The sequence below is a fragment of the Castellaniella sp. MT123 genome (genome assembly GCF_039614765.1).
Taxonomy (GTDB): Bacteria; Pseudomonadota; Gammaproteobacteria; order Burkholderiales; family Burkholderiaceae_B; genus Castellaniella.
Window position 1 is genome coordinate 2,348,887 of sequence record NZ_CP154879.1, and the last position, 19,548, is coordinate 2,368,434.

Sequence of the window (19,548 nt, forward strand, 5' to 3'; positions counted from 1 at the left end):
GGCACCGACCGCAGGCCGTTGGCCGCATTCCAATATCCCAGGACCTCACCATGAGTCTTCCCCAACATCAACACGAGCACGCGCACGAAAGCCCCATCAAGACCCCGAAGCAGTTGCTGATCACGGTCGTGCTGGCTTTCCTGATCCCGATCACGGTCATCATCCTGCTGGTCAACATGGTCGGCTCCTCCATCCGGACCGGATACGGTTCCAACAGCCAATCCGAGGAAGCCATCGCCAAGCGCATCCAGCCCGTGGCCGGCTTCAAACTCGTAGACGCCAATGCGCCGAAAGTCTTCAAGACCGGCGAACAGGTCTTCCAGTCCACCTGTTCGGCCTGTCACGGCACGGGCGTGGCAGGCGCGCCGAAATTCGGTAACAAGGAAGCCTGGGCACCATTCATCAAACTCGGCTTCGACCAGTTGCTCAAGAACGCCATCCACGGCATCGGCGCCATGCCGCCCAAGGGCGGCAACGCGTCGCTGGATGACCTCGAAGTCGCGCGCGCCGTGGTCTATATGACGAATCATTCCGGTGCCGACTTCCCCGAACCGAAGGAACCCGCTGGTGCCGCCACCGCGCCTGCTGCCGGCGCAGCGCCGGCAGCCAAGCCCGCCGAACAACCGGCCGCAGCCCAGCCTGCGGCAGCCAAACCTGCTGAAAAGCCGGCTGAAACCGCCACCCCCAAGGCGGAAGCCGCCCAGGCATCCGCCGGCAACGCGGTTGGTGAAAAGCTGTACAAATCCGTCTGCATCACCTGCCACTCCATCGGTGTGGCGGGCGCGCCCAAGTTCGGCGACAAGGCATCCTGGGAACCGTTTATCAAGACCGGTCTGGACACGATGCTGAAGAAGGCCATTTCCGGCGTGGGCGCCATGCCGCCGCGCGGCGGCTCGCAGGCAACCGACGACGAAATGAAGGCAGCCATCCAGTACATGGTTGACGCCGCGAAGTAATACTCTCGCGGCCCCGGAACCCCTCGCACCCAATCGGGTCCGGGGGGTTTTTTCATATCCCGGCGGAACAGACCGGGCCACCCCGTCTCCGCCGATCCACAGCGACGATCGGTTTTTCTGATTCAAACGATCGTTTGATTTAGAATGAGAGAATTCATCCGCGGGAGACAACCCTCATGCCTGATCCTATCGTCACCACGCTCTACCAGACCATGACGCTGCCCGTCATGGCCGCACCCATGTTCATCGTGTCCAATCCGGAACTGGTGATCGCCCAGTGTGCCAGCGGCATCATCGGCTCGATGCCGGCGCTCAATGCCCGGCCCCAGGAAAAGCTGGACGAATGGCTGACCCGGATCGAAACCGCGCTCGCCGCCTTGCGCACCGCGGAACCCGACCGGCTGATTCCGCCGTACGCCATCAACCACATCATCCACCAGTCCAACGACCGCCTGCAGCAGGATCTGGAAGTCTGCGCCCGCCATCGCGTGCCGCTGATCATCACCAGCCTGCGCGCGCCCAATCAGGTCGTCGATGCCGTCCACGGCTGGGGCGGCAAGGTCTTCCACGACGTCACCACATTGCGGCATGCGCAAAAGGCGATCGACGCGGGTGTGGATGGTCTGATTCTGGTGTGCGCTGGCGCTGGAGGCCATGCGGGCACGCTGTCGCCCTTTGCCCTGCTGGGCGAAGTCCGGCGCATTTTCGATGGCCCCATCTGCCTGTCTGGTGCCATCAGCCGCGGGCAGGACGTCCTGGCCGCACGCGCCATGGGTGCCGACTTCGCCTATATCGGTACCCGCTTCATCGCCAGCACCGAAGCCCATGCGCAACCCGAATACAAACAGATGATTGTCGACACGGCCGCCGCCGACATCGTCTACACGCCGTACTTCACCGGTATCCCCGGCAACTACCTGAAACCCTGCGTGCGCGCCATCGGTCTGGATCCAGACCATCTGCCGGCCGCCCAGGACACGCATTTCGGCAGCGACAGCAAGAAAGCCTGGCGCGATATCTGGGGCGCGGGTCAGGGGGTCGGCAACATCGACGCCATCCTGCCCACGGCCGACATCGTGGCGCGCCTGCGCGACGAATATCAACAGGCAGTCCAGTCCCTGCGGGACGGCTTCGTCACGGAGACCTGCGCATGATCCGCCTCGAACGCCATGGGCAAATCCTGGAGATCCTGATCGATCGCCCGGAACGCCGCAATGCACTGACCGACATCATGTACCGCGACATCGCTCACGCGCTGGAAGCCGCGAACACGGACTCCGGGTGTGCCGCCGTCATCCTGCACGGGGCGGGCGGCCACTTCACGGCCGGTAATGACCTGTCCGAGTTCCAGATGCCGCAAGACAGCCGCGACGTCGGCTCGATCGCCTTCCTGCACACGCTGGCAGCGGTGGACGTGCCTGTCATCGCCGCCGTCCAGGGTCAGGCCGTGGGCGTGGGCGTCACCCTGCTGGCGCATTGCGATTTTGTCTACGCCGACCGCAGCGCCGTCTTCCGTCTGCCCTTCGTCTCGCTGGGCCTGTGCCCCGAAGGTGCCTCCAGCTATCTGCTGCCCCGCCTGGCCGGGCCGCGTCGGGCAGCCCGATGGCTACTTCAGGCACAGCCTTTCGACGCCGATGAGGCGCTGGCGGGGCAGCTGATCAGCGACATCCAGGACGATCCGCTGGCCGCCGCACGCGCCAGCGCCCAGGTTCTCGCCACCCTGCCAACGCAGGCGATCCGCGCCAGCAAGCGGCTGCTGCGGGCGCCGGACCGGGATACCGTCCACCAAGTACTGGATGCCGAGGCAGCTGTGTTCTTGGACCGGTTGAGGTCACCCGAGGCCCAGCGGGCATTCCAGCAGTTCTTTGCGCGCAAGGGTGGCTGATCCAGCCACTCGACGTGCGACGGATGTCATCGGCCGGCAGGATCTCGAACCTGGGTATCGTTTTCATCTTTTTAACCACACCTTTTCAGGTTTCATTTGGCCTGAAGAAGGCATTAGGGTTTACCCCTATCTTTATCTTAGGGTTTACCCTATACTGACGTTGTCCTAATCTGAAACTTCTGAAGCAGGAGTCAGTCATGAACCACGTCTACACCCCGAACCTGATGTCCGATGCGCTGGAACGCGCGTATGCCTATACGATTCTGAACGAATCGCAACCGCTGGGCCTGACCAAGGGCCTGCGCGCTGCGGGCCGTGCCCTGCGCCGAGGCGCCAAGGCTGTCGGCCGCGGTGTCGCCAACATGATCAATGCCCAGGCCGAGGCCCGCGCCCGCAACATGCTGTACAACCGCACCCACTGGTAAGACATTGATCGTCGGCGGCTGAAGGCCGCCGGGGCGCGCGCCCGTCACGCCGTCGCAAAAGCACACGGACGGAAGCCGCGTCGATCCCAGCAAAAAGCCATGCCGCTCATCGCGGCATGGCTTTTTTATCGCTACGGAGGGCTTACCGCCCCAGCAGGCTTTTCAGGCGGCTGAGCGTGCGATCCGGGTCGACATCCGCCGGCCCGGCTTGCGCACCGGGCGCCTGCGTCAACAGGCCCATTTCAGCAATGAACCGCGAGGGTTCGCACACGGTGTCCTCGCGACCCCGCCTGCGTTTGCGGCACCAGCTGATCTGCAAGGTCCGCTGCGCGCGGGTGATGCCCACATACATCAGCCGGCGTTCTTCCTGAATCCGGCGCACGCGTGCCGCCACGGCGGCATCGCTGACGTCACCTTCCTCATCACCGCCCCGGTGAGGCAGCAAGCCCTCCTCCACCCCGATCAGGTAGACATGGGGAAACTCCAGGCCCTTGGATGCATGCAGGGTGGACAGCTTCACGGCATCGGGTTCCTCGTCGTCCGAGCGTTCGAGCATCGTCACCAGGGCGACGTGCTGGACGAGTTCCAGCACGGTCAGATCGTCCTCATCGGCCTTGCGTTTCAGCCACCCCATCAATTCCAGGACGTTGCTCCAACGCGCCTGGGCCTGACGCTCATCGAGCAGGTCATACAAATGGCGCTCGTAGCCCATGGCCGACAGCAGGTCGTCAAGCACCCGTCCCGCATGATCTTCACGCAGGCCATCGATGCCCGGGGTCGCCCCCGACGACAGGCTGCCAAGGGCGGCGGATACGGACTGACGCGCATCCGGGATATGCGGCTCGGGACCTGACGCGGCCGGCGGGTCCGGGTCGAACGCCAGCAGATCGCCCTGGACGCTCGCTGTCGGCAAGGGCAAGACCGCTGCCCCATTGCGCCGCGCCGCGCGCGCCTTAAAATGCTGGATCAGACGCACGAAGTCGCGCAGGGCTTCGCGCTGACGGGCGGCCGGAAGAACCGCCTCGGTCACTTCGGCGGCGGCGGCGAATAGCGAGACCCCCTGGCGCGCGGCTTCGGCACCCAATGCTTGCAAGGTTCCCTGGCCAATACCCCGACGGGGGGTGGTCGCCGCCCGGATGAAGGCCGGGTCCTCGTCCTCGTTGGCAATCAGGCGCAACCAGGCCAGTACATCGCGGATTTCAGCTTTGTCGAAAAAGCTTTGCCCGCCCGACACCGTATAGGGGATACGCAAGGTGCGCAGCGCCTGCTCCAGGATCCGGGCCTGGTGATTGCCGCGATACAGCACGGCAAAATCCTTCCACTGCGCTTGGCGCTCGAACCGGGCGGCGGACAGACGCATGGCAATGGATTCGGCCTCGCTCAGATCCGAATCCATGGGGGTGACGCCAATCGGTTCCCCGATCCCCAGGTCCGACCACAAGGTCTTGTCGAAGGTTTTGGGGTTATGGCTGATGACCTGATTGGCCGCCTGCAGGATGCGCTGCACCGAGCGGTAATTTTGTTCCAGCTTGATGACGCGCAGCTGCGGATAGTCGCGCTCGAGCTGCGCCAGGTTCTCGACGGTCGCTCCGCGCCAGGCATAGATGGCCTGATCATCGTCGCCCACCGCCGTGAATTGGGCCCGATCGCCGCACAGCATGCGTACCAGCTGATACTGACACGTGTTGGTGTCTTGATATTCATCCACCAGCAGATACTGCACACGCGCCTGCCAGCGGGCACGCACCGAATCGTCCCCGGCCAGAAGCTGCGCCGGCAGCCGGATCAGGTCGTCGAAATCCACGGACTGATAGGCCCGTAGCGTCGCTTCGTAACTGCGGTAGACCCGGACTGCCTCGGCCTCGTCGGGGCCTGCAGCCACCCGCGCGGCACCGTCCGGGTCCAGCAGGGCATTTTTCCACAGGGAGATCGTCTGTTGGACGGCGCGCAGCCGGGCGCGATCCGTCGTCACCAGGATCTCCTGGATGATGCCCTGGGCATCGGTCGCATCCAGAATCGAAAACCCGCGCTTGAGGCCGACCGCGGCATATTCCTCGCGCAGGAAGCGCAAGCCCAGCGAATGAAAGGTCCCCACCGTCAGACCGCGCAACAAACGGGAATCCACCAGCGTGCGCACCCGCTCGTTCATTTCACGGGCGGCCTTGTTGGTGAACGTCAGTGCGACCACGTGGCGCGCCTGATAACCGCATTCCCGCAACAGATACGCCATTTTCTGGGTGATGACGCGCGTCTTGCCGCTGCCCGCCCCCGCCAGCACCAGACAGGGGCCGTTCAGGTACAGGACCGCCTCGCGTTGGCGGGCGTTGAGACCAGCGGCCAGCGTCGAACCCGGAGCCTGAGTATCGTTCACAGTCAGATCTCCTGGGGATCGACCTCGATCCCCCAGCGCAGGGAACGACCGGTCGCCAACCCATCGACCTGCGGCAGCAGCACCCGAAGCAAGCGGTGCAAGGCACTGCGCCGCACCGATTCGATCAGCAACTGGGCGCGTTCCACCCGCGCCACACGCACGACGCGCAGAGGCACGGCATCGTAGACCCGCACGCCACGGGCTTCCGGAAGCGTCCCGGCAAGGGCCCGCACCGCTTCCAGGAAGCCCAGCGCCTCGGCGAGCCTGCCGGCCTGGGCGGTCAGCAGGGCCTGGCTGGAAAAAGGCGGCAGCCCGAGATCCTCGCGCTCGGCCAGGGCGGTTTCGGCAAAGGACCGGTAATCATGTCGACAGAGCGCCTGATAGACGGCCTGGTCGGGATAATCGGTCTGCACCAGGACCTGAGCCCCGGCGGTGCGCCGGCCCGCCCGGCCTGCCACCTGCATCAGTTGCGCGAACAAACGTTCCGGCGCGCGGAAATCCTGGGCGAAAAGCGTGGCATCGGCATTGAGCACCCCCACCAGACCCAGGTTGGCGAAATCATGCCCCTTGGAGACCATCTGCGTGCCGACGAGGATATCGGCATCCCCGGCATGCACCTGGGCAAACAGCGCCTGCGCACTGCCCTTGCGCCGCGTGGCATCGGCATCGATGCGCACGATGCGCGCCTGCGGAAAGCGCTCGGCCAGGAATTCCTCGACCCGCTGAGTGCCCCGCCCCATCGGCTGCAGATCCTGGTCCCCGCAATCAGGGCAGGCGCGCGGCACGGGCCTTGCATCGCCGCAGTGATGACATTGCAGCACCGCGCGACGCCCGGCTTCCCGATGCAGCACGGTATGCGCCGTGCATTGGTTGCACTGGCTGACCCAGCCGCACGAGGCGCAGCGCAGCACCGGCGCATAGCCCCGTCGATTGATGAAGACCAGACTCTGTTCGCCCAGTCGCAGGCGCGATTCCAGCGCCTGCAGCAACTGCGGGGTAAAGCCTTGCTCGAGTTGCGACCGGCGCGTGTCCACCAGATGGATGTCGGGTAATGCCTGAGCCTGGGCGCGTTCCGGCAGCGACACCAGGCGATAGTCCCCGCGCTGCGCTCGCCGCCAGGATTCCAGGGACGGCGTCGCCGACCCCAGCACCACGGGAATACCCAGATCATGCCCACGCCAGACGGCCAGATCGCGCGCCGAATAGCGCAGTCCGTCCTGCTGCTTGTACGAGGCGTCATGTTCCTCGTCCACGATGATCAGCCCCAGGCGCGGCATGGGGGTCATCAGGGCCAGTCGGGTGCCCAGCAGGATATCGGCCTGGCCGCGCGCGACTCGCAGCCAGGCGCGCAGCCGTTCACCTTCGGACAGGCGGCTGTGCAGGATCGCCATTGCGCCGCCGGCTGCCCCATCAGTGGATTCTTCGTGACCCGCACCGATCGCACACAGTCGGCCCGCGACGACCTGTTCCAGTTGCGGTGTCAGATTGATTTCCGGCACCAGCAGCAACACCTGCCTGCCCTGGGCCAGCACTTGCCGCGCCAGACGTAAATAGAGCTCGGTCTTGCCGCTGCCAGTGACGCCGTGCAGCAAGGCGATACCACGCCCATCGTCCATCAGGGCCTGCAGACTGTCCATGGCCGCGCCCTGAGCGGGCGTCAACGGCGGCGGCTCGACAGGCGACACTCCAACGGGTTTCGACTTCGCGGCACGCGGCCGCCGGTCCGCCCGACTCACCGGGCCGCCTGCGGACCGCGCCCCGGTATACGCGGCCGGTTTGCGCAACGGCGGAGGCAGCGCCGGCAATAGGACCTCGCCCAATGGGTGGTGATAATACCGCGCCGCGAATTCCGCCAGTCGCAGCCAGTCCGCAGGCATCGGCGGCAGATCATCCAGCACGGATTCAATTGGCCGGACCCGGTCCGCCGCTACCCCCGGTTGCTCCCGCACGGCCCAGACCATCCCCACCATGACCCGGCGGCCGAACGTCACCCGCACGCGCACCCCGGGTGCCACTGGCGCGACGTGGCTGTAATCGAACAGCCCCGGCAATGGCACATCCAGGGCTACGGCCAGATAGACGGGGTCAGACATAAGAACGGATTTTTCCTGCCTGTGGATAACTTTGTGGAGAAAGGCGGAACAAATGCACGAGGTCGCGACAACCGGTCAGACCATCTACCAGGAATTGGGTGGAAATTATGAATTTCTTCTTTAAAAACAACTGATTAAATGATTAATCAATATCTATTCTGGAAATGTTGGCGTTTACCCTGAGCCAGCTGAAATTGTGCATAAGCACAAAATTCAAACGCCCCGGATGCATGAGCAAGCAGGGCGCCGCTTCAGGCATGATACGCCCTGCTGGCAGTGTGGACTTCGTCGACCAGGGAAACGACGGCTTCCGGCGATGTGAATTGGGAAATACCATGACCCAGGTTGAACACGTGCCCACCGGCACCCACAGGACCAAAATCGGCCAGCACGCGACGAGCCTCGGCACGGATCGCCGCATCCCCCCCGAACAGCGCCATGGGGTCCAGGTTGCCCTGCAGGGCAACCCGGTCGCCGACCCGGCTGCGGGCGGCCCCCAGACGCGCGGTCCAGTCGAGCCCCACCGCATCGCAGCCGATAGCCGCGATATCCTCGACCCACTGGCCGCCGCCCTTGGTGAAGACGATGACCGGGACGCGGCGCCCGTCGTGTTCACGCAGCAGCCCGTCGATCACACGCTGCGTATAGTGCAGCGAAAACTGCTGGAACAGGCCGTCGGCCAGCACCCCGCCCCAGCTGTCGAACACCATCACGGCCTGGGCGCCCGCCTGGATCTGGGCATTCAGGTAGGCCTGAACGGCCCGCGCATTGACGTCCAGGATGCGATGCAGCAAATCGGGGCGCTGATACAGCAGGGTCTTGATCCGCCGGTAATCGCTGCTGCCCGCGCCTTCGACCATGTAGCAGGCCAGAGTCCAGGGGCTACCCGAAAAGCCAATCAGGGGAACCGCGCCATCCAGTTCCTTGCGGATCAGGGATACGGCGTCGAACACATAGCGCAGCGTGTCCAGATCCGGTACCTGCAAAGCCGCGATGGATGATTCATCCCGCAAGGGACGCTCGAATTGTGGACCCTCGCCCGTGACGAACCGCAGGCCCAGACCCATGGCGTCCGGAACGGTCAGGATGTCGGAAAACAGGATGGCCGCGTCCAGGGCGAAACGCCGCAGGGGCTGCAGGGTGACTTCGCAGGCGTATTCTGGATTTTGCGCCAGCCCCAGGAACGACCCCGCCTGTGCGCGGGTCTGGTTGTATTCCGGCAGATAGCGGCCCGCCTGACGCATCATCCAGATCGGCGTGTAGGGGACGGGCTGGCGCAAAAGCGCCCGCAGGAACGTATCATTTTTCAACTGGGTCACGTCGGTTTTCCTGTGGGACGTCGGGGTTTCCCGGCAACGTCGGATCGTCGATGGGGGGACCCTGGATTTTACCCGTCCGACGCCCCCCATGCCGGGGCGCCCGTTTGGGTCAGGCGGCGGACGATGTTTCTTCCGCATCACCCCGATACGGTGTCGGGTCGATCTCGTGTTTGCGCATCAGCGCCCAGAAGGCGCGGCGATGCTTCTGGGCCATCCGCGCCGCCAGGGTGACATTGCCCCCATGCCGCCCCAGGGCGGCGCGGATGTAAGCGCGCTCGAAGCGCGCCACGATCTGGCTCTTGGCGGCGCGAAACGAATCCCTGGAGGTCGCCCGCTGCATGGCCAGGGCCACCGCATAGGCCTCGAGTTCGCAGCCGGACCGATCCAGGATGGTTGCGCACAGATCCGCTTCGGTGGGGGTCGCCAGCGGCCCCACTGCCATGGGCAGGCCCGGAACCAGGGTGCCATAGACAGGCGCGGGTTCCGCGACACCGACGGGCGCCAGCCGATGCAAGGCGTGCTCCAGCCGGGCGCGCAGCTCTTCGGGGCAAAACGGCGGCCGCACGAAATCGGTGGCGCCCAACGCAATCAGATCGCGGATGGCCTGGGCCCGCAGCCCCACCGCATAGACCAGCAATACTGCCGGCAGACGCCCCGCCCGGGATGCCAGGGCCGTACGCCAGGCTGGCAGCGACGACTCATCCGCGTACAACAGGCCCGCGTCATAGCGTCCCCGGGCCAGCGCCGGATCATCCAGCATGGCCTCGGCCGAATGCCCGGACCACGGCGGAACATGCAGCTGCAACCGCCCGCCCAGATGGCCTCCGCCCAGGGCCGCCACCCAGTCGTCCTGCCCCAAGGCCAACAACGCACAATCCAGTCGTTCCCGCATTTCAGGTCTCCTTGTCAGTGACGCGGCGGGGCCACCGTGCAGCCGCACCGCGCCATCCATGAATCCGTCCAATGAGCCAACAGGATAGGAAAATGGCCTGATGCCGACCAGTCGCAAAACTACGTTAGGGGTAACCCGCATTCTGTGGAGGATTCGATAACTTTAGTTATTTTCACTGCGTTCAGGAGAATTTCAGGAAATTCCACCAAATATCCGATGATAGGATGGGGCCATTTTTAATCGGGAAGCGGGAGACAACCTTGGAATTCCTCAACACATTCGTCAGCCAGGCCAACAGCCTGGTCTGGGGCCCACCCATGCTGGTACTGATCCTGGGCACCGGCTTTTTTCTGATGGTCCTGCTGAAGTTCATGCCGCTGCGGCGCATCGGCACGGGCTTTGCCATGATCTGGCGTGGCCGCCATCGCGGCGACGCCGCCACCGGTGAAATCAGCCCCTTCGAAGCCCTCATGACCTGCCTGGCGGCCACCGTCGGGACAGGCAACATCGCCGGCGTGGCGACGGCCATCGCCGTCGGTGGCCCGGGCGCCCTGTTCTGGATGTGGTGCACCGCCCTGGTCGGCATGGCCACCAAATACTGCGAAGTCGTGCTGGCCGTCCATTTCCGGGAAAAGGACGATCGCGGCGAACACGCCGGCGGCCCCATGTACGCCATCAAGAACGGCCTGAGCCGCAAATGGCTGTGGCTGGGCGTGGCCTTTGCCATTTTCGGTGGCTTTGCGGGATTCGGCATCGGCAACATGGTGCAGGTCAACAGTATGGCGCAGGCCCTGGAATCGACGTTTGCCGTCCCGACCTGGGTCACCGGCGTGGTCACGATGATCCTGATCGGCCTGGTCATCCTGGGCGGCATCAAGCGCATCGGGGCCGTGGCGGCCTCGCTGGTTCCGTTCATGTGCATCGCCTACGTGCTGGCGGGCCTGGTCGTGCTGGTCGTCAACGCCGAACGTATCCCCGAGGCCCTGGACCTGATCTTCACGCACGCCTTCTCGCCGATCGCAGCCACTGGGGGTTTTGCCGGCGCGGCGGTCATGGCGGCCATCCGCTACGGTGTGGCCCGCGGGATATTCTCCAACGAAGCCGGGCTGGGTTCAGCGGGTATTGCACAGGCTGCCGGCACCACCAGCAACGCGGTGGAATCTGGCCTGATCGGCATGATGGGTACCTTCATTGACACGATCATCATCTGCAGCATCACGGGCCTGGCGATCGTCTGCTCCGGCGTCTGGAACACCGGCAAGAGCGGCGCCGAACTGTCCGCCATGGCCTTCGAGGTGTCCATGCCCGGCTTTGGCGGCATCATCCTGACGATCGCGCTGGTGATCTTCGCGTTCACCACGATTCTGGGCTGGAGCTACTACGGCGAGAAATGCTGGGAGTTCCTGCTGGGGTCCAGGTCCACGCTGCCGTACCGCGTGATCTGGGTCGTCGCAATTCCGTTTGGCGCCATCACCCAGTTGGACTTCGCCTGGCTACTGGCCGACACGCTCAATGGCTTGATGGCCCTGCCCAACCTGGCATCGCTGATCCTGCTCAGCCCGGTCATCATCCGGCTGACCCGTGAATATTTCCGGGATTACGCGCCAACCGGGGAACTGAGCCTCCAGTCGAAATGACTTCCTGAGACGCTTTGTCGAAAGCCCACGGCCAGCGCCCGCTGCCGTGGGCTTTCCACTGTTAGCGACCTCGATTCAGCGCCACATGGCAACGGACCCGGTGCTCTGGCGCATCCTGCCGCCCCAGCAGCCGCTGAGGCAGCTCGCAACCCGCCGTTGCCCAGGGGCAGCGATCCCGAAAGAAGCACCCGGTCGGCAGGACACGATTGCCCGGCAACTCGACCGGCACAGCCGGCATGTTCTCAGCCCAAGGTTGGTCCAGACGGGGAACCGCATCCAGCAGTTCGCGCGTGTAGGGATGGCATGGCGCATCCAGCACGGCGGTTATCGGCCCCTGCTCCACGACTTGACCCAGATACATGACCGCAACGCGGTCGCACAGGTGACGCACGACCGATACGTTGTGTGAAATCAGCACATAGGTCAGCCCAAGGCGGCGTCGCAGGTCCTGCAGCAGATTCAGGATCTGCGCCTGCACGGAAATATCCAGCGCCGAGGTCGGCTCATCGAGCACGATGACATCGGGGTCCGAAGACAAGGCACGGGCGATTGCCAGCCGCTGACGCTGGCCACCGGAAAACTCATGCACGTAGCGATCCAGATGTTCGGGCCGCAATCCGACCTGCAGGGCAAGCTCGGCCGCCCGGGCTCGCAAGGCGGCGCGGTCCGCACGCATCGCCGGGCGGGCGACGGACCGCGTCGACGAATCGTCCCGGCTCGTGATGGCGCGCCGTCCCCGGACCACCATGGGTTCCACGACCACTTTCCAGGCCGGCAAACGGGGATCCAGCGAGGACTGAGGATCCTGAAAGACGATCTGCACGTTGGCTTCACGGCCATCCGCCTGTGGCAGGCGGCGCAAGGCTCCTTCGGTGGGGGGAAGGAGCCCCACCAGAACCTGGGCCAGGGTGCTCTTGCCGCAACCCGACTCACCCACCACACCGAAGACTTCGCCGCGCCTGATCCGCAGGGTGACGCCATTGATGGCGTGCGCGAAGCGGACCGCCCGGCCGCGCCAATCGCGAGACACGGGAAAGCGCACCGTGATGTCGCTGGCGTCCAGCACCCAGTCCTTGCCGAGGTCCGTCAGGCTCGGCTCACTCGGATCCGGACTTTCCGGCCCACCGGCGACCACCGCCTCGTTCGTCGAATCCGTCGCCATCCCATCAGTCCCCTGTCGCCGTCACGCCCTGCGGATGCCAGCAGGCGACCTGACGATCCGTGGATCCCACATGGGCTCTTCGTATCCCGGCCCCCTCGGCATCAATCTGGACGTTGACCGGAGGGTCGGCCAGCGGCGGCCGTCGGCGGCACATATCATCGGCAAACGCGCAGCGGTCAAAGAACAGACACCCGGAAGGGGGGTGACGCATATCCGGGACCTGCCCCGGAATCGCCGCCAGATCCTCGCCCGGCGCCGCCCGTTCCGGCAGCCCGCCCAGCAAGCCACGCGTATAGGGATGCATCGCGGCCCCCAGTACCTGCCGCGTGGGACCGTGCTCGACCACCATCCCTGCGTACATGACATACACCCGGTCGCAGAATTGCGACACGACCGCCATGTCATGCGTGATGAACAGGATGGCGGTTCCCCGCTCACGCGCATGGTGCTTGAGCAACTGCAAGACCTGCCGCTGGACGGTGACATCCAGCGCCGTCGTGGGTTCGTCCGCGACCAGCAACGCCGGATCGCAGGAAAACGCCATGGCCACCATGACACGCTGGCGCATGCCGCCCGACAATTCGAAAGGATAGGCTCGCAGCACCTGGGCAGGATCCGGAATCATCATCTCGCGCAGCAGGGATTGCGCGCGGGCGGTCGCGTCACGCCGACCGAGTTGGCGGTGCACGCGCAACACTTCGGTCATCTGGTCACCCACGCGCTGCGTCGGGTTCAGGGCCGTCATGGGCTCCTGGAAGATCATCGCCACCCGACGACCACGCCACTGGCGCACCCGGGATTCGGATGCGCACAGGACATCCTCGCCTGCCAGCCACAGACTGCCGCCTGTCACCCGGTAGCTGTCCGGCGGCAGCAGACGCAGCGCGGCCATGGCGGTCACTGACTTGCCGGAACCCGATTCACCCACGAGTCCGACGATCTCGCCCGGCATCACCCGCAGGCTGACACCATTGAGTGCCTTGACCGCCCCGCCATACACGGGAAATTCCAGCGACAGATCCCTGACATCCAGGATGGGCGAGGCGGCCATTACTTCACCCTCGACTTCGGATCGAGCAGATCGCGCACACCGTCACCCACCAGATTACAGGCCAGCGCCGTCACCAGAATGGCGCACCCGGGCGTCACGGTATACCACCACTGATCCAGCAGGAAATTGCGGCCGGTGGCGACCATGGCACCCCATTCCGCCGTGGGCTGCTGCGCCCCCAATCCGATGAACCCCAGGGCCGCGGCCATCAGGATCGCGCCCCCGACATCCAGTGTGGCCTGAACCACGATCGGCGAAGCCGCGTTGCGCACCACGTGCCAGCGCACCACGTGACGCCGAGTCGCACCGAACGTCCAGGCCGCCTGCACATAGGCCATCTCGCGGATCCCGAGCGTCTGGCCGCGAGCGAGCCGCACATAAAAGGGTATCCGCACCAGCGTGATGGCCAGCATCGCGTTGAACAGGCTCGGCCCCAGCGCGGCCGCCAGCGCCATGATCAGCACCAGCGACGGGACCGACAGCACCACATCCATGACCCGCATGATCAACCCATCGATACGACCGCCCAGAATTCCGGAAAAACAGCCGATGATCGCCCCGACCACACTGGCGCAACCCGCCACGAACAAGCCCACACCGATGGATTGGCGCCCGCCGTACAGGACCCTGCTGAAGATATCGCGCCCGACCTCGTCCGTGCCGAACCAGTGCTGCGCCGACGGTGCCGCCAGGCGATGGACCAGGTCGAGCTTCTCGGGATCATGGGGAGCGATCCAGCCGGCCAGCACCACGGCCAGTCCGACCGCCAGCAGGACGATCAGGCCCAGCAGCATCAGCGGGCTGCGGCGCAGCTGATAGAGAAAATAGCTCACCCCACCCCCCGGATGCGCGGGTCCAGCCGGCGGTACAGCAGATCGACCAGCAGGTTCAGCACGACATACGCGAAGGACACCACTACGGCAAACCCCATGACGGCCGGAAAATCCAACGCCTGAATGGAGTCCACCACATACGCCCCCATGCCGGGCCAGCCGAAGACGGTTTCCGTCAGGACAGCGCCATACAGAAGATCGCCCAGGGCCAGGCCCAGCACGGTCACGGACGGAATCAGCGCATTGGGCAGGGCATGCCGCAACACCACCGCCCAGGGCGACAGGCCATATGCCCGGGCCGTGCGCACATAGTCTTCACCGAGCTGCTCCAGCATGGAGGACCGGATCTGCCGCGCCACCACGCCCAGATGCACGAAACCCAGCGTCAGTGCCGGCAGGATCATATGCCACAGTGCATTACGCCAGACTGGCCAGTCGCCCGCCAGCGCGGCATCGATCAGGTACAAACCGGTGACCGTGGGCGGCGGCATCATGCCCTGATCGAGGCGGCCCCCGCCGGGCAGCCAGCCGAGATCGCCATAGAACACCACGATCAGCCCCAACCCCAGCCAGAATGCGGGCGTGGAAATCCCCGCCACGGCCAGGATGCGGGCAACGTGATCCGCGAACCGATTGCGTTGAACGGCCGACACCACCCCCAGTGGAATTCCCAGCAAGGTCGCCAGGATCAAGGCAACGAGCGCCAGTTCCAGCGTCGCCGGGAAAAATGCGGCGATGTCCTGCAACACCGGACGGTGCGTACGGATGGACGTCCCCAGATCCCCCTGCAACAGCTGCCCCATATAGCGCAGATACTGCTGCGGCAGTGGCAGGTCCAATCCCAGCTGGGTACGGATATGGGCCACGATCTCTGGGGTGGCCCGATCGCCCGCCACCAGCCGCGCCGGATCGCCCGGCACCAGGTGGGAAATGACGAAGGTGATGAGGGACACGCCCACCACCACCCACACCAGGCTCAGCAGGCGACGGCCCGCGACTGGCAACCACGACCCGTTCATGCCGCCGGGTCTTCGCAACCAGGTTCATTCGCCACCAGAGGGACGAACGGACGCAGCGTCATTTCTTCATGTCGGCGACATTGAAGACACGCTCCAGCATGGGATTGAAGACGAAACCCTGCACATTGGCACCCACACCGACCTGGTAATTCTTCTGGTACAGATAGGCATAGGCCGCATCCTTGATGACCTGTTCCTGGACCTTTTTGTACAAAGCGACGCGTTTTGCCTGATCGCTGAGCGTGGCGGCTTCGCGCAGCCAGCCATCCACCTGAGGGTTGGAATAGAAAGATCGATTGCCGGCCAGACCCTTCTTGTCCGAATCGAACCAATAGCTGGTGAACATGTAGGGATCGGCGAAGTCCGGGCTCCAGTTGCCGATGGAGATATCGAAATTGCCCTGTCCCAGATTCTCGCGCAGCGTGGCATTGGCCAGTTTTTCGAGTTTGACCGACACACCGACCGCGGCCAGATTGGCCTGTACGGTCAGGGCAATGGGTTCCCAGGCCGGATCCTGGGTCGAATAGCGCAGCAGCAGCGGGGATTTGACACCGCCTGCCTTCTTCACCAGGGCCTTGGCGGCCGGCACGTCTTGCTTGGGTAGTGGCAGATCAGCATCGTAACCCCACATGCCTTCAGGAATCGGGCCGCGCGTCTGCCTGGCCTGCCCCATCATGATGCCATCGACAATGCCCTTGTAATCCAGGGCATCGACCACCGCGTGACGCAGGTCGATGCTTTGCAGCGGGCCTTTGGCATTGTTCAGGTACAGATAGGTTACGCGCAGGGATGGAAATTCAGCCACGCGTACGGATTTGTCCTTTTTCAGGGCCTGCAATTGATCGACCGGCAGTTCCTCGGCCACGTCCAGATCGCCTTTCTGCAGTTGCAGCCGCCGGGCAGAGGATTCGGGCACGATCTTGACCACGAATTTGTCCAGCACGGGTTTCTTGGAACCGGCGTAATGCGGGTTGCGTTCCAGTGTCAGCGCCTGACCCTTTTGCCAGGAAACCAGTTGGTAAGGGCCCGACCCGGCCGTGTGCCCGGACAGCCAGGCATCGGCGTCCGGGCGCTGCATGGCCTTGGGATTGACGATGGAAGCACCGTTGTTGGCCAGGGTATACAGGAAGGGGGCGAAGGGCTTCTTCAGAGTGAAACGCACCGTCCCGGCATCCACCGCATCGATTTTCATATCGGCGGGAAAGGCCTCGGATGGCCCTTGTTTCTTCGCCAGCAGTCTCTCGAAAGAGGCTTTCACGGCCTGAGCATCGACGGCTGTGCCGTCCGAGAACTGCTGGCCGGCATTCAGGGTGAAGGTCCAGACCAGATTGTCGGGAGACGCCGACCAGCTGGCAGCCAGATCGCCCTCGACCTCGGTGGAGCCCTTGCCGTCGATCTGCTTATAGCGCATCAGGCGCTGATACGCCGGATAGGTGGCCGTCCAGTCGTTGTTGTCGATCGTAACCGCCGGATCCAGCGTCTGAGGGTCGGCGGGCTTGCCAATGACCAGCGTATCGGCTGGCGTCGCTGCAATTACCCCACCCGTCAGGGCCATGGCCCCGATCCCCATCAAGCTAACCAGCACTGCCCGGCATATGCGGGTCTGAAACATGAATTGCATGGTATGCCCCCGTCCATCAGATGATTACGACTGGTCCATCGGATGGCCTAATGGGTGTGATACACCTGGACCATCTCATTGTCCGGCAGTAACGCATATTCCTGCGCGTTCGGCAATTCGTAATGCCACCATTCCGTGGGAATCGACCGGAAACCGGCCTGCAGCATGATGCCCAGCAGCAGCTGGCGGTTGCGCTGAATCTCGGACGGCAAGTCATCACGGTCATGATGGGACTGTTCGCGCATGTCGTCGAACCCCGTCCCCATGTCCAGCGGTTCTCCACTGATTTCCAGCAAGCCGACATCCACGGCCACCCCGCGCGTATGGTTGGACCCCTGTGAGGCATCGGCCACATAGCGCGGATCCGGCAAAGCTTTCCAGAACACAGCGTGGGCCGCCGCGGGTCGATAGGCGTCATAGACCACCAGCGCCAGCCCGGCCCGCCAGGCCGCCTGGGCGGCCCGACGCAGGCATGCCGCCGCTTCTGGGCGCAAGGCGCAGCGCGCGTCGGGCGCATAGATGGGACGCCCGATCAAATTGTCCGCCGTCGCGTACACCAGCGCGATCTGCAGGCCGTCATCTTGTGTCAGTTCAATCAGATCCGTCATGGCTTACTTACCCCGATCAGCGCCGCAGTTGCTCTATCCAGTGACAAGTCGATACATCATGACCGGCGGATTCAGGCCGGACTTCGGCGCCTGGCGTCAGGGCCGACGCAATTCCGCGCGCCAGGATCTTGCCATATTCCACGCCCCACTGGTCAAAAGGATCGATCCCCCAGATCAGCCCCTGCGTGAACACCCGATGCTCGTACAGCGCCAGCAGCGCGCCCAATGAATACGGCGACAGACGCGGCAGCGCGATCAGATGGTTGGGGCGCCCACCCGGATGCACTCGATGCGGCGCCAGCCAGTCGGCCTGTTCGGGTGTCATCCCCTCGGACAGGCATTCGGCCCGCGCCTGGGCCAGCGTCTTGCCGCGCATCAGGGCCTCGCGCTGGGCCAGGCAGTTGGCCAGCAACTGGCGATGATGCGCCGCCCAGTGGTGGTCCGCCTGACAGCACAGGATGAAATCCACCGGCGCGCCGTCGCTGCCCTGATGCATCCATTGAAAAAAAGTATGCTGGGCGTCGGTACCCGGCATGCCCCAGACAGCGGGTCCGGTGGGCACGCCCACCGGGCGACCGGCCTGATCGACCGATTTTCCCAGGGATTCCATGTCCAGTTGCTGGACATAGGGCACCAGATTGGCCAGGCGGGAATCATAGGGAGCGATGTTCAGCGAACCCTGCCCCAGGACGCTGCGATTGACGATGCCGGCCAGCGCCATGCGCACCGGCGCGTTGGCTGCCAGCGGCGCCTGCGCAAAATGGGTGTCCATGGCGGCGGCGCCCATGCGCAAGCCCGCCAATACGTCCGAACCCACCGACAAAGCGGTGGTGAGGCTGACCGCGGACCAGATCGAAAAGCGCCCGCCGACCCAATCCCAGATCTTGAAAATCTGGGTATCCGGAATCCCCCAGGCACGGGCGCGTTCCGGTTGGGCGGTGACCGCCACGAGATGGTCTGCGGGGTCCAGCCCGGCGGCGACCAGCCATTCCCGCGCCCGGGCGCCGTTTTCCAGGGTTTCCGAGGTGGTGAAGGATTTCGACACCAGCACCACCAGGGTGTCGCGCGGATCCAGGCCGGCCAGGCCGCCCTCGATGGCATGGCCGTCGATGTTGGCGACGAAGCGGACATCACGCCAGGTGCCGGCATAACCGAAGGCCGACACCGCCAGCCGCACGCCCCAGTCCGAGCCACCGATGCCGACATGCACGATATGGCGCCAGCGGCGTTCGGCGTCGGCGCGCCGCACCCAGGCGTCCATGCGCTCGCGCTCGGCCAGCACCTCGGCTGGCGCTGTCGGGGACCGCAACACGGTATGCCAAGCCGCCCGGTTTTCGGTGACGTTGACGGCCTCGCCGGCCAGGAGGCGGCGGCGCTGTTCCGTAAAACCCCGGGCCTGCAGCAGCGCCTCGCCCGCGGCCAGCAGCGCGGGCGAATGGCGCTGACCGCTGGCATCCAGCATCAGGCCGGGTGCTTCGATCAGATCCAGGCCATCGGTGCGCGACGCGCAGGTCTGCGCCGCCACGACGAAGCGCTTCCATTCGGGCAAGTCGGTCAGCGGGGCGATCAAGTCATCCCCCGCGGTGGGCATGAGGTCTTGGGACATGGCGAAAGTATAAAGTGAAGCCCGCCGTTCACGGGTCGGTCACATGCCCTCTCATGCACCTGAAAAACCA

Annotated in this window: 16 protein-coding genes; 5 read left to right on the plus strand and 11 right to left on the minus strand. The window is 64.6% G+C overall.

Annotation, left to right across the window (positions count from 1 at the left end):
• Positions 1-50 precede the first annotated feature (50 nt).
• From ABCV34_RS11045 to ABCV34_RS11060, 4 genes are all read left to right on the plus strand, one after another.
• Entirely contained in the window at positions 51-956 is a 906-nt protein-coding gene (locus tag ABCV34_RS11045) for a c-type cytochrome (protein WP_345796274.1), read from the plus strand.
• A 152-nt stretch (positions 957-1,108) separates the two neighbouring features.
• Entirely contained in the window at positions 1,109-2,110 is a 1,002-nt protein-coding gene (locus ABCV34_RS11050; protein WP_345798768.1) for a nitronate monooxygenase family protein, read from the plus strand.
• Positions 2,107-2,841, plus strand: a complete 735-nt coding sequence (locus ABCV34_RS11055) for an enoyl-CoA hydratase-related protein (protein WP_345796275.1) — start codon at positions 2,107-2,109, stop codon at positions 2,839-2,841. The genes ABCV34_RS11050 and ABCV34_RS11055 overlap by 4 nt, the downstream gene beginning before the upstream one ends.
• A gap of 197 nt (positions 2,842-3,038) precedes the next feature.
• On the plus strand, positions 3,039-3,266 hold the full coding sequence (locus ABCV34_RS11060; protein ID WP_345796276.1) for a hypothetical protein: 228 nt from the start codon (positions 3,039-3,041) through the stop codon (positions 3,264-3,266).
• Positions 3,267-3,408: 142 nt separating this feature from the next.
• Here ABCV34_RS11060 and ABCV34_RS11065 read toward each other — a convergent pair whose 3' ends face one another.
• The 4 genes from ABCV34_RS11065 to ABCV34_RS11080 all read right to left on the minus strand — a co-directional run bounded on the left by ABCV34_RS11065 (position 3,409) and on the right by ABCV34_RS11080 (position 9,941).
• Positions 3,409-5,637 carry a UvrD-helicase domain-containing protein gene (locus ABCV34_RS11065; RefSeq protein WP_345796277.1) on the minus strand — a complete coding sequence of 743 codons (2,229 nt, stop codon included), beginning with the start codon at positions 5,635-5,637 and terminating at the stop codon, positions 3,409-3,411.
• 2 nt (positions 5,638-5,639) lie between these two features.
• Complete coding sequence (locus ABCV34_RS11070) at positions 5,640-7,730, minus strand: primosomal protein N' (RefSeq protein WP_345796278.1); 2,091 nt, start codon at positions 7,728-7,730, stop codon at positions 5,640-5,642.
• Between the two features lie 251 nt (positions 7,731-7,981).
• Positions 7,982-9,049: a uroporphyrinogen decarboxylase gene (hemE, locus tag ABCV34_RS11075; protein ID WP_345796279.1), complete on the minus strand. Its 1,068-nt coding sequence runs from the start codon at positions 9,047-9,049 to the stop codon at positions 7,982-7,984.
• A gap of 109 nt (positions 9,050-9,158) precedes the next feature.
• Entirely contained in the window at positions 9,159-9,941 is a 783-nt protein-coding gene (locus tag ABCV34_RS11080; RefSeq protein ID WP_345796280.1) for a helix-turn-helix domain-containing protein, read from the minus strand.
• Between the two features lie 224 nt (positions 9,942-10,165).
• On the opposite strand from ABCV34_RS11080, the gene ABCV34_RS11085 reads away from it, so the two are divergent.
• Complete coding sequence (locus tag ABCV34_RS11085) at positions 10,166-11,578, plus strand: sodium:alanine symporter family protein (RefSeq protein ID WP_345796281.1); 1,413 nt, start codon at positions 10,166-10,168, stop codon at positions 11,576-11,578.
• A gap of 61 nt (positions 11,579-11,639) precedes the next feature.
• On the opposite strand, the gene ABCV34_RS11090 is transcribed toward ABCV34_RS11085, so the two are convergent.
• The 7 genes from ABCV34_RS11090 to pgi are packed head-to-tail and all read right to left on the minus strand — an operon-like array spanning position 11,640 to position 19,478.
• Positions 11,640-12,740: an ABC transporter ATP-binding protein gene (locus tag ABCV34_RS11090; protein WP_345796282.1), complete on the minus strand. Its 1,101-nt coding sequence runs from the start codon at positions 12,738-12,740 to the stop codon at positions 11,640-11,642.
• 4 nt (positions 12,741-12,744) lie between these two features.
• The gene (locus ABCV34_RS11095) at positions 12,745-13,791 is read right to left on the minus strand and encodes an ABC transporter ATP-binding protein (protein ID WP_345796283.1); all 1,047 of its coding nucleotides are present in this window, start codon (positions 13,789-13,791) and stop codon (positions 12,745-12,747) included.
• Complete coding sequence (gene ddpC, locus ABCV34_RS11100) at positions 13,791-14,624, minus strand: D,D-dipeptide ABC transporter permease (protein ID WP_345796284.1); 834 nt, start codon at positions 14,622-14,624, stop codon at positions 13,791-13,793. Before ddpC ends, ABCV34_RS11095 begins: the two co-directional genes overlap by 1 nt.
• Positions 14,621-15,643, minus strand: coding sequence for an ABC transporter permease (locus tag ABCV34_RS11105; protein ID WP_345796285.1), 1,023 nt, complete (start codon positions 15,641-15,643; stop codon positions 14,621-14,623). The genes ddpC and ABCV34_RS11105 overlap by 4 nt, the downstream gene beginning before the upstream one ends.
• Before the next feature lie 58 nt (positions 15,644-15,701).
• Entirely contained in the window at positions 15,702-17,264 is a 1,563-nt protein-coding gene (locus ABCV34_RS11110) for an ABC transporter substrate-binding protein (protein WP_345796286.1), read from the minus strand.
• A 47-nt stretch (positions 17,265-17,311) separates the two neighbouring features.
• Entirely contained in the window at positions 17,312-17,872 is a 561-nt protein-coding gene (gene ddpX / locus ABCV34_RS11115) for a D-alanyl-D-alanine dipeptidase (protein ID WP_345796287.1), read from the minus strand.
• Positions 17,873-17,888: 16 nt separating this feature from the next.
• A complete protein-coding gene (gene pgi / locus ABCV34_RS11120; RefSeq protein ID WP_345796288.1) occupies positions 17,889-19,478 on the minus strand; it encodes a glucose-6-phosphate isomerase in 1,590 nt (529 codons plus the stop codon).
• Positions 19,479-19,548: the final 70 nt, after the last annotated feature.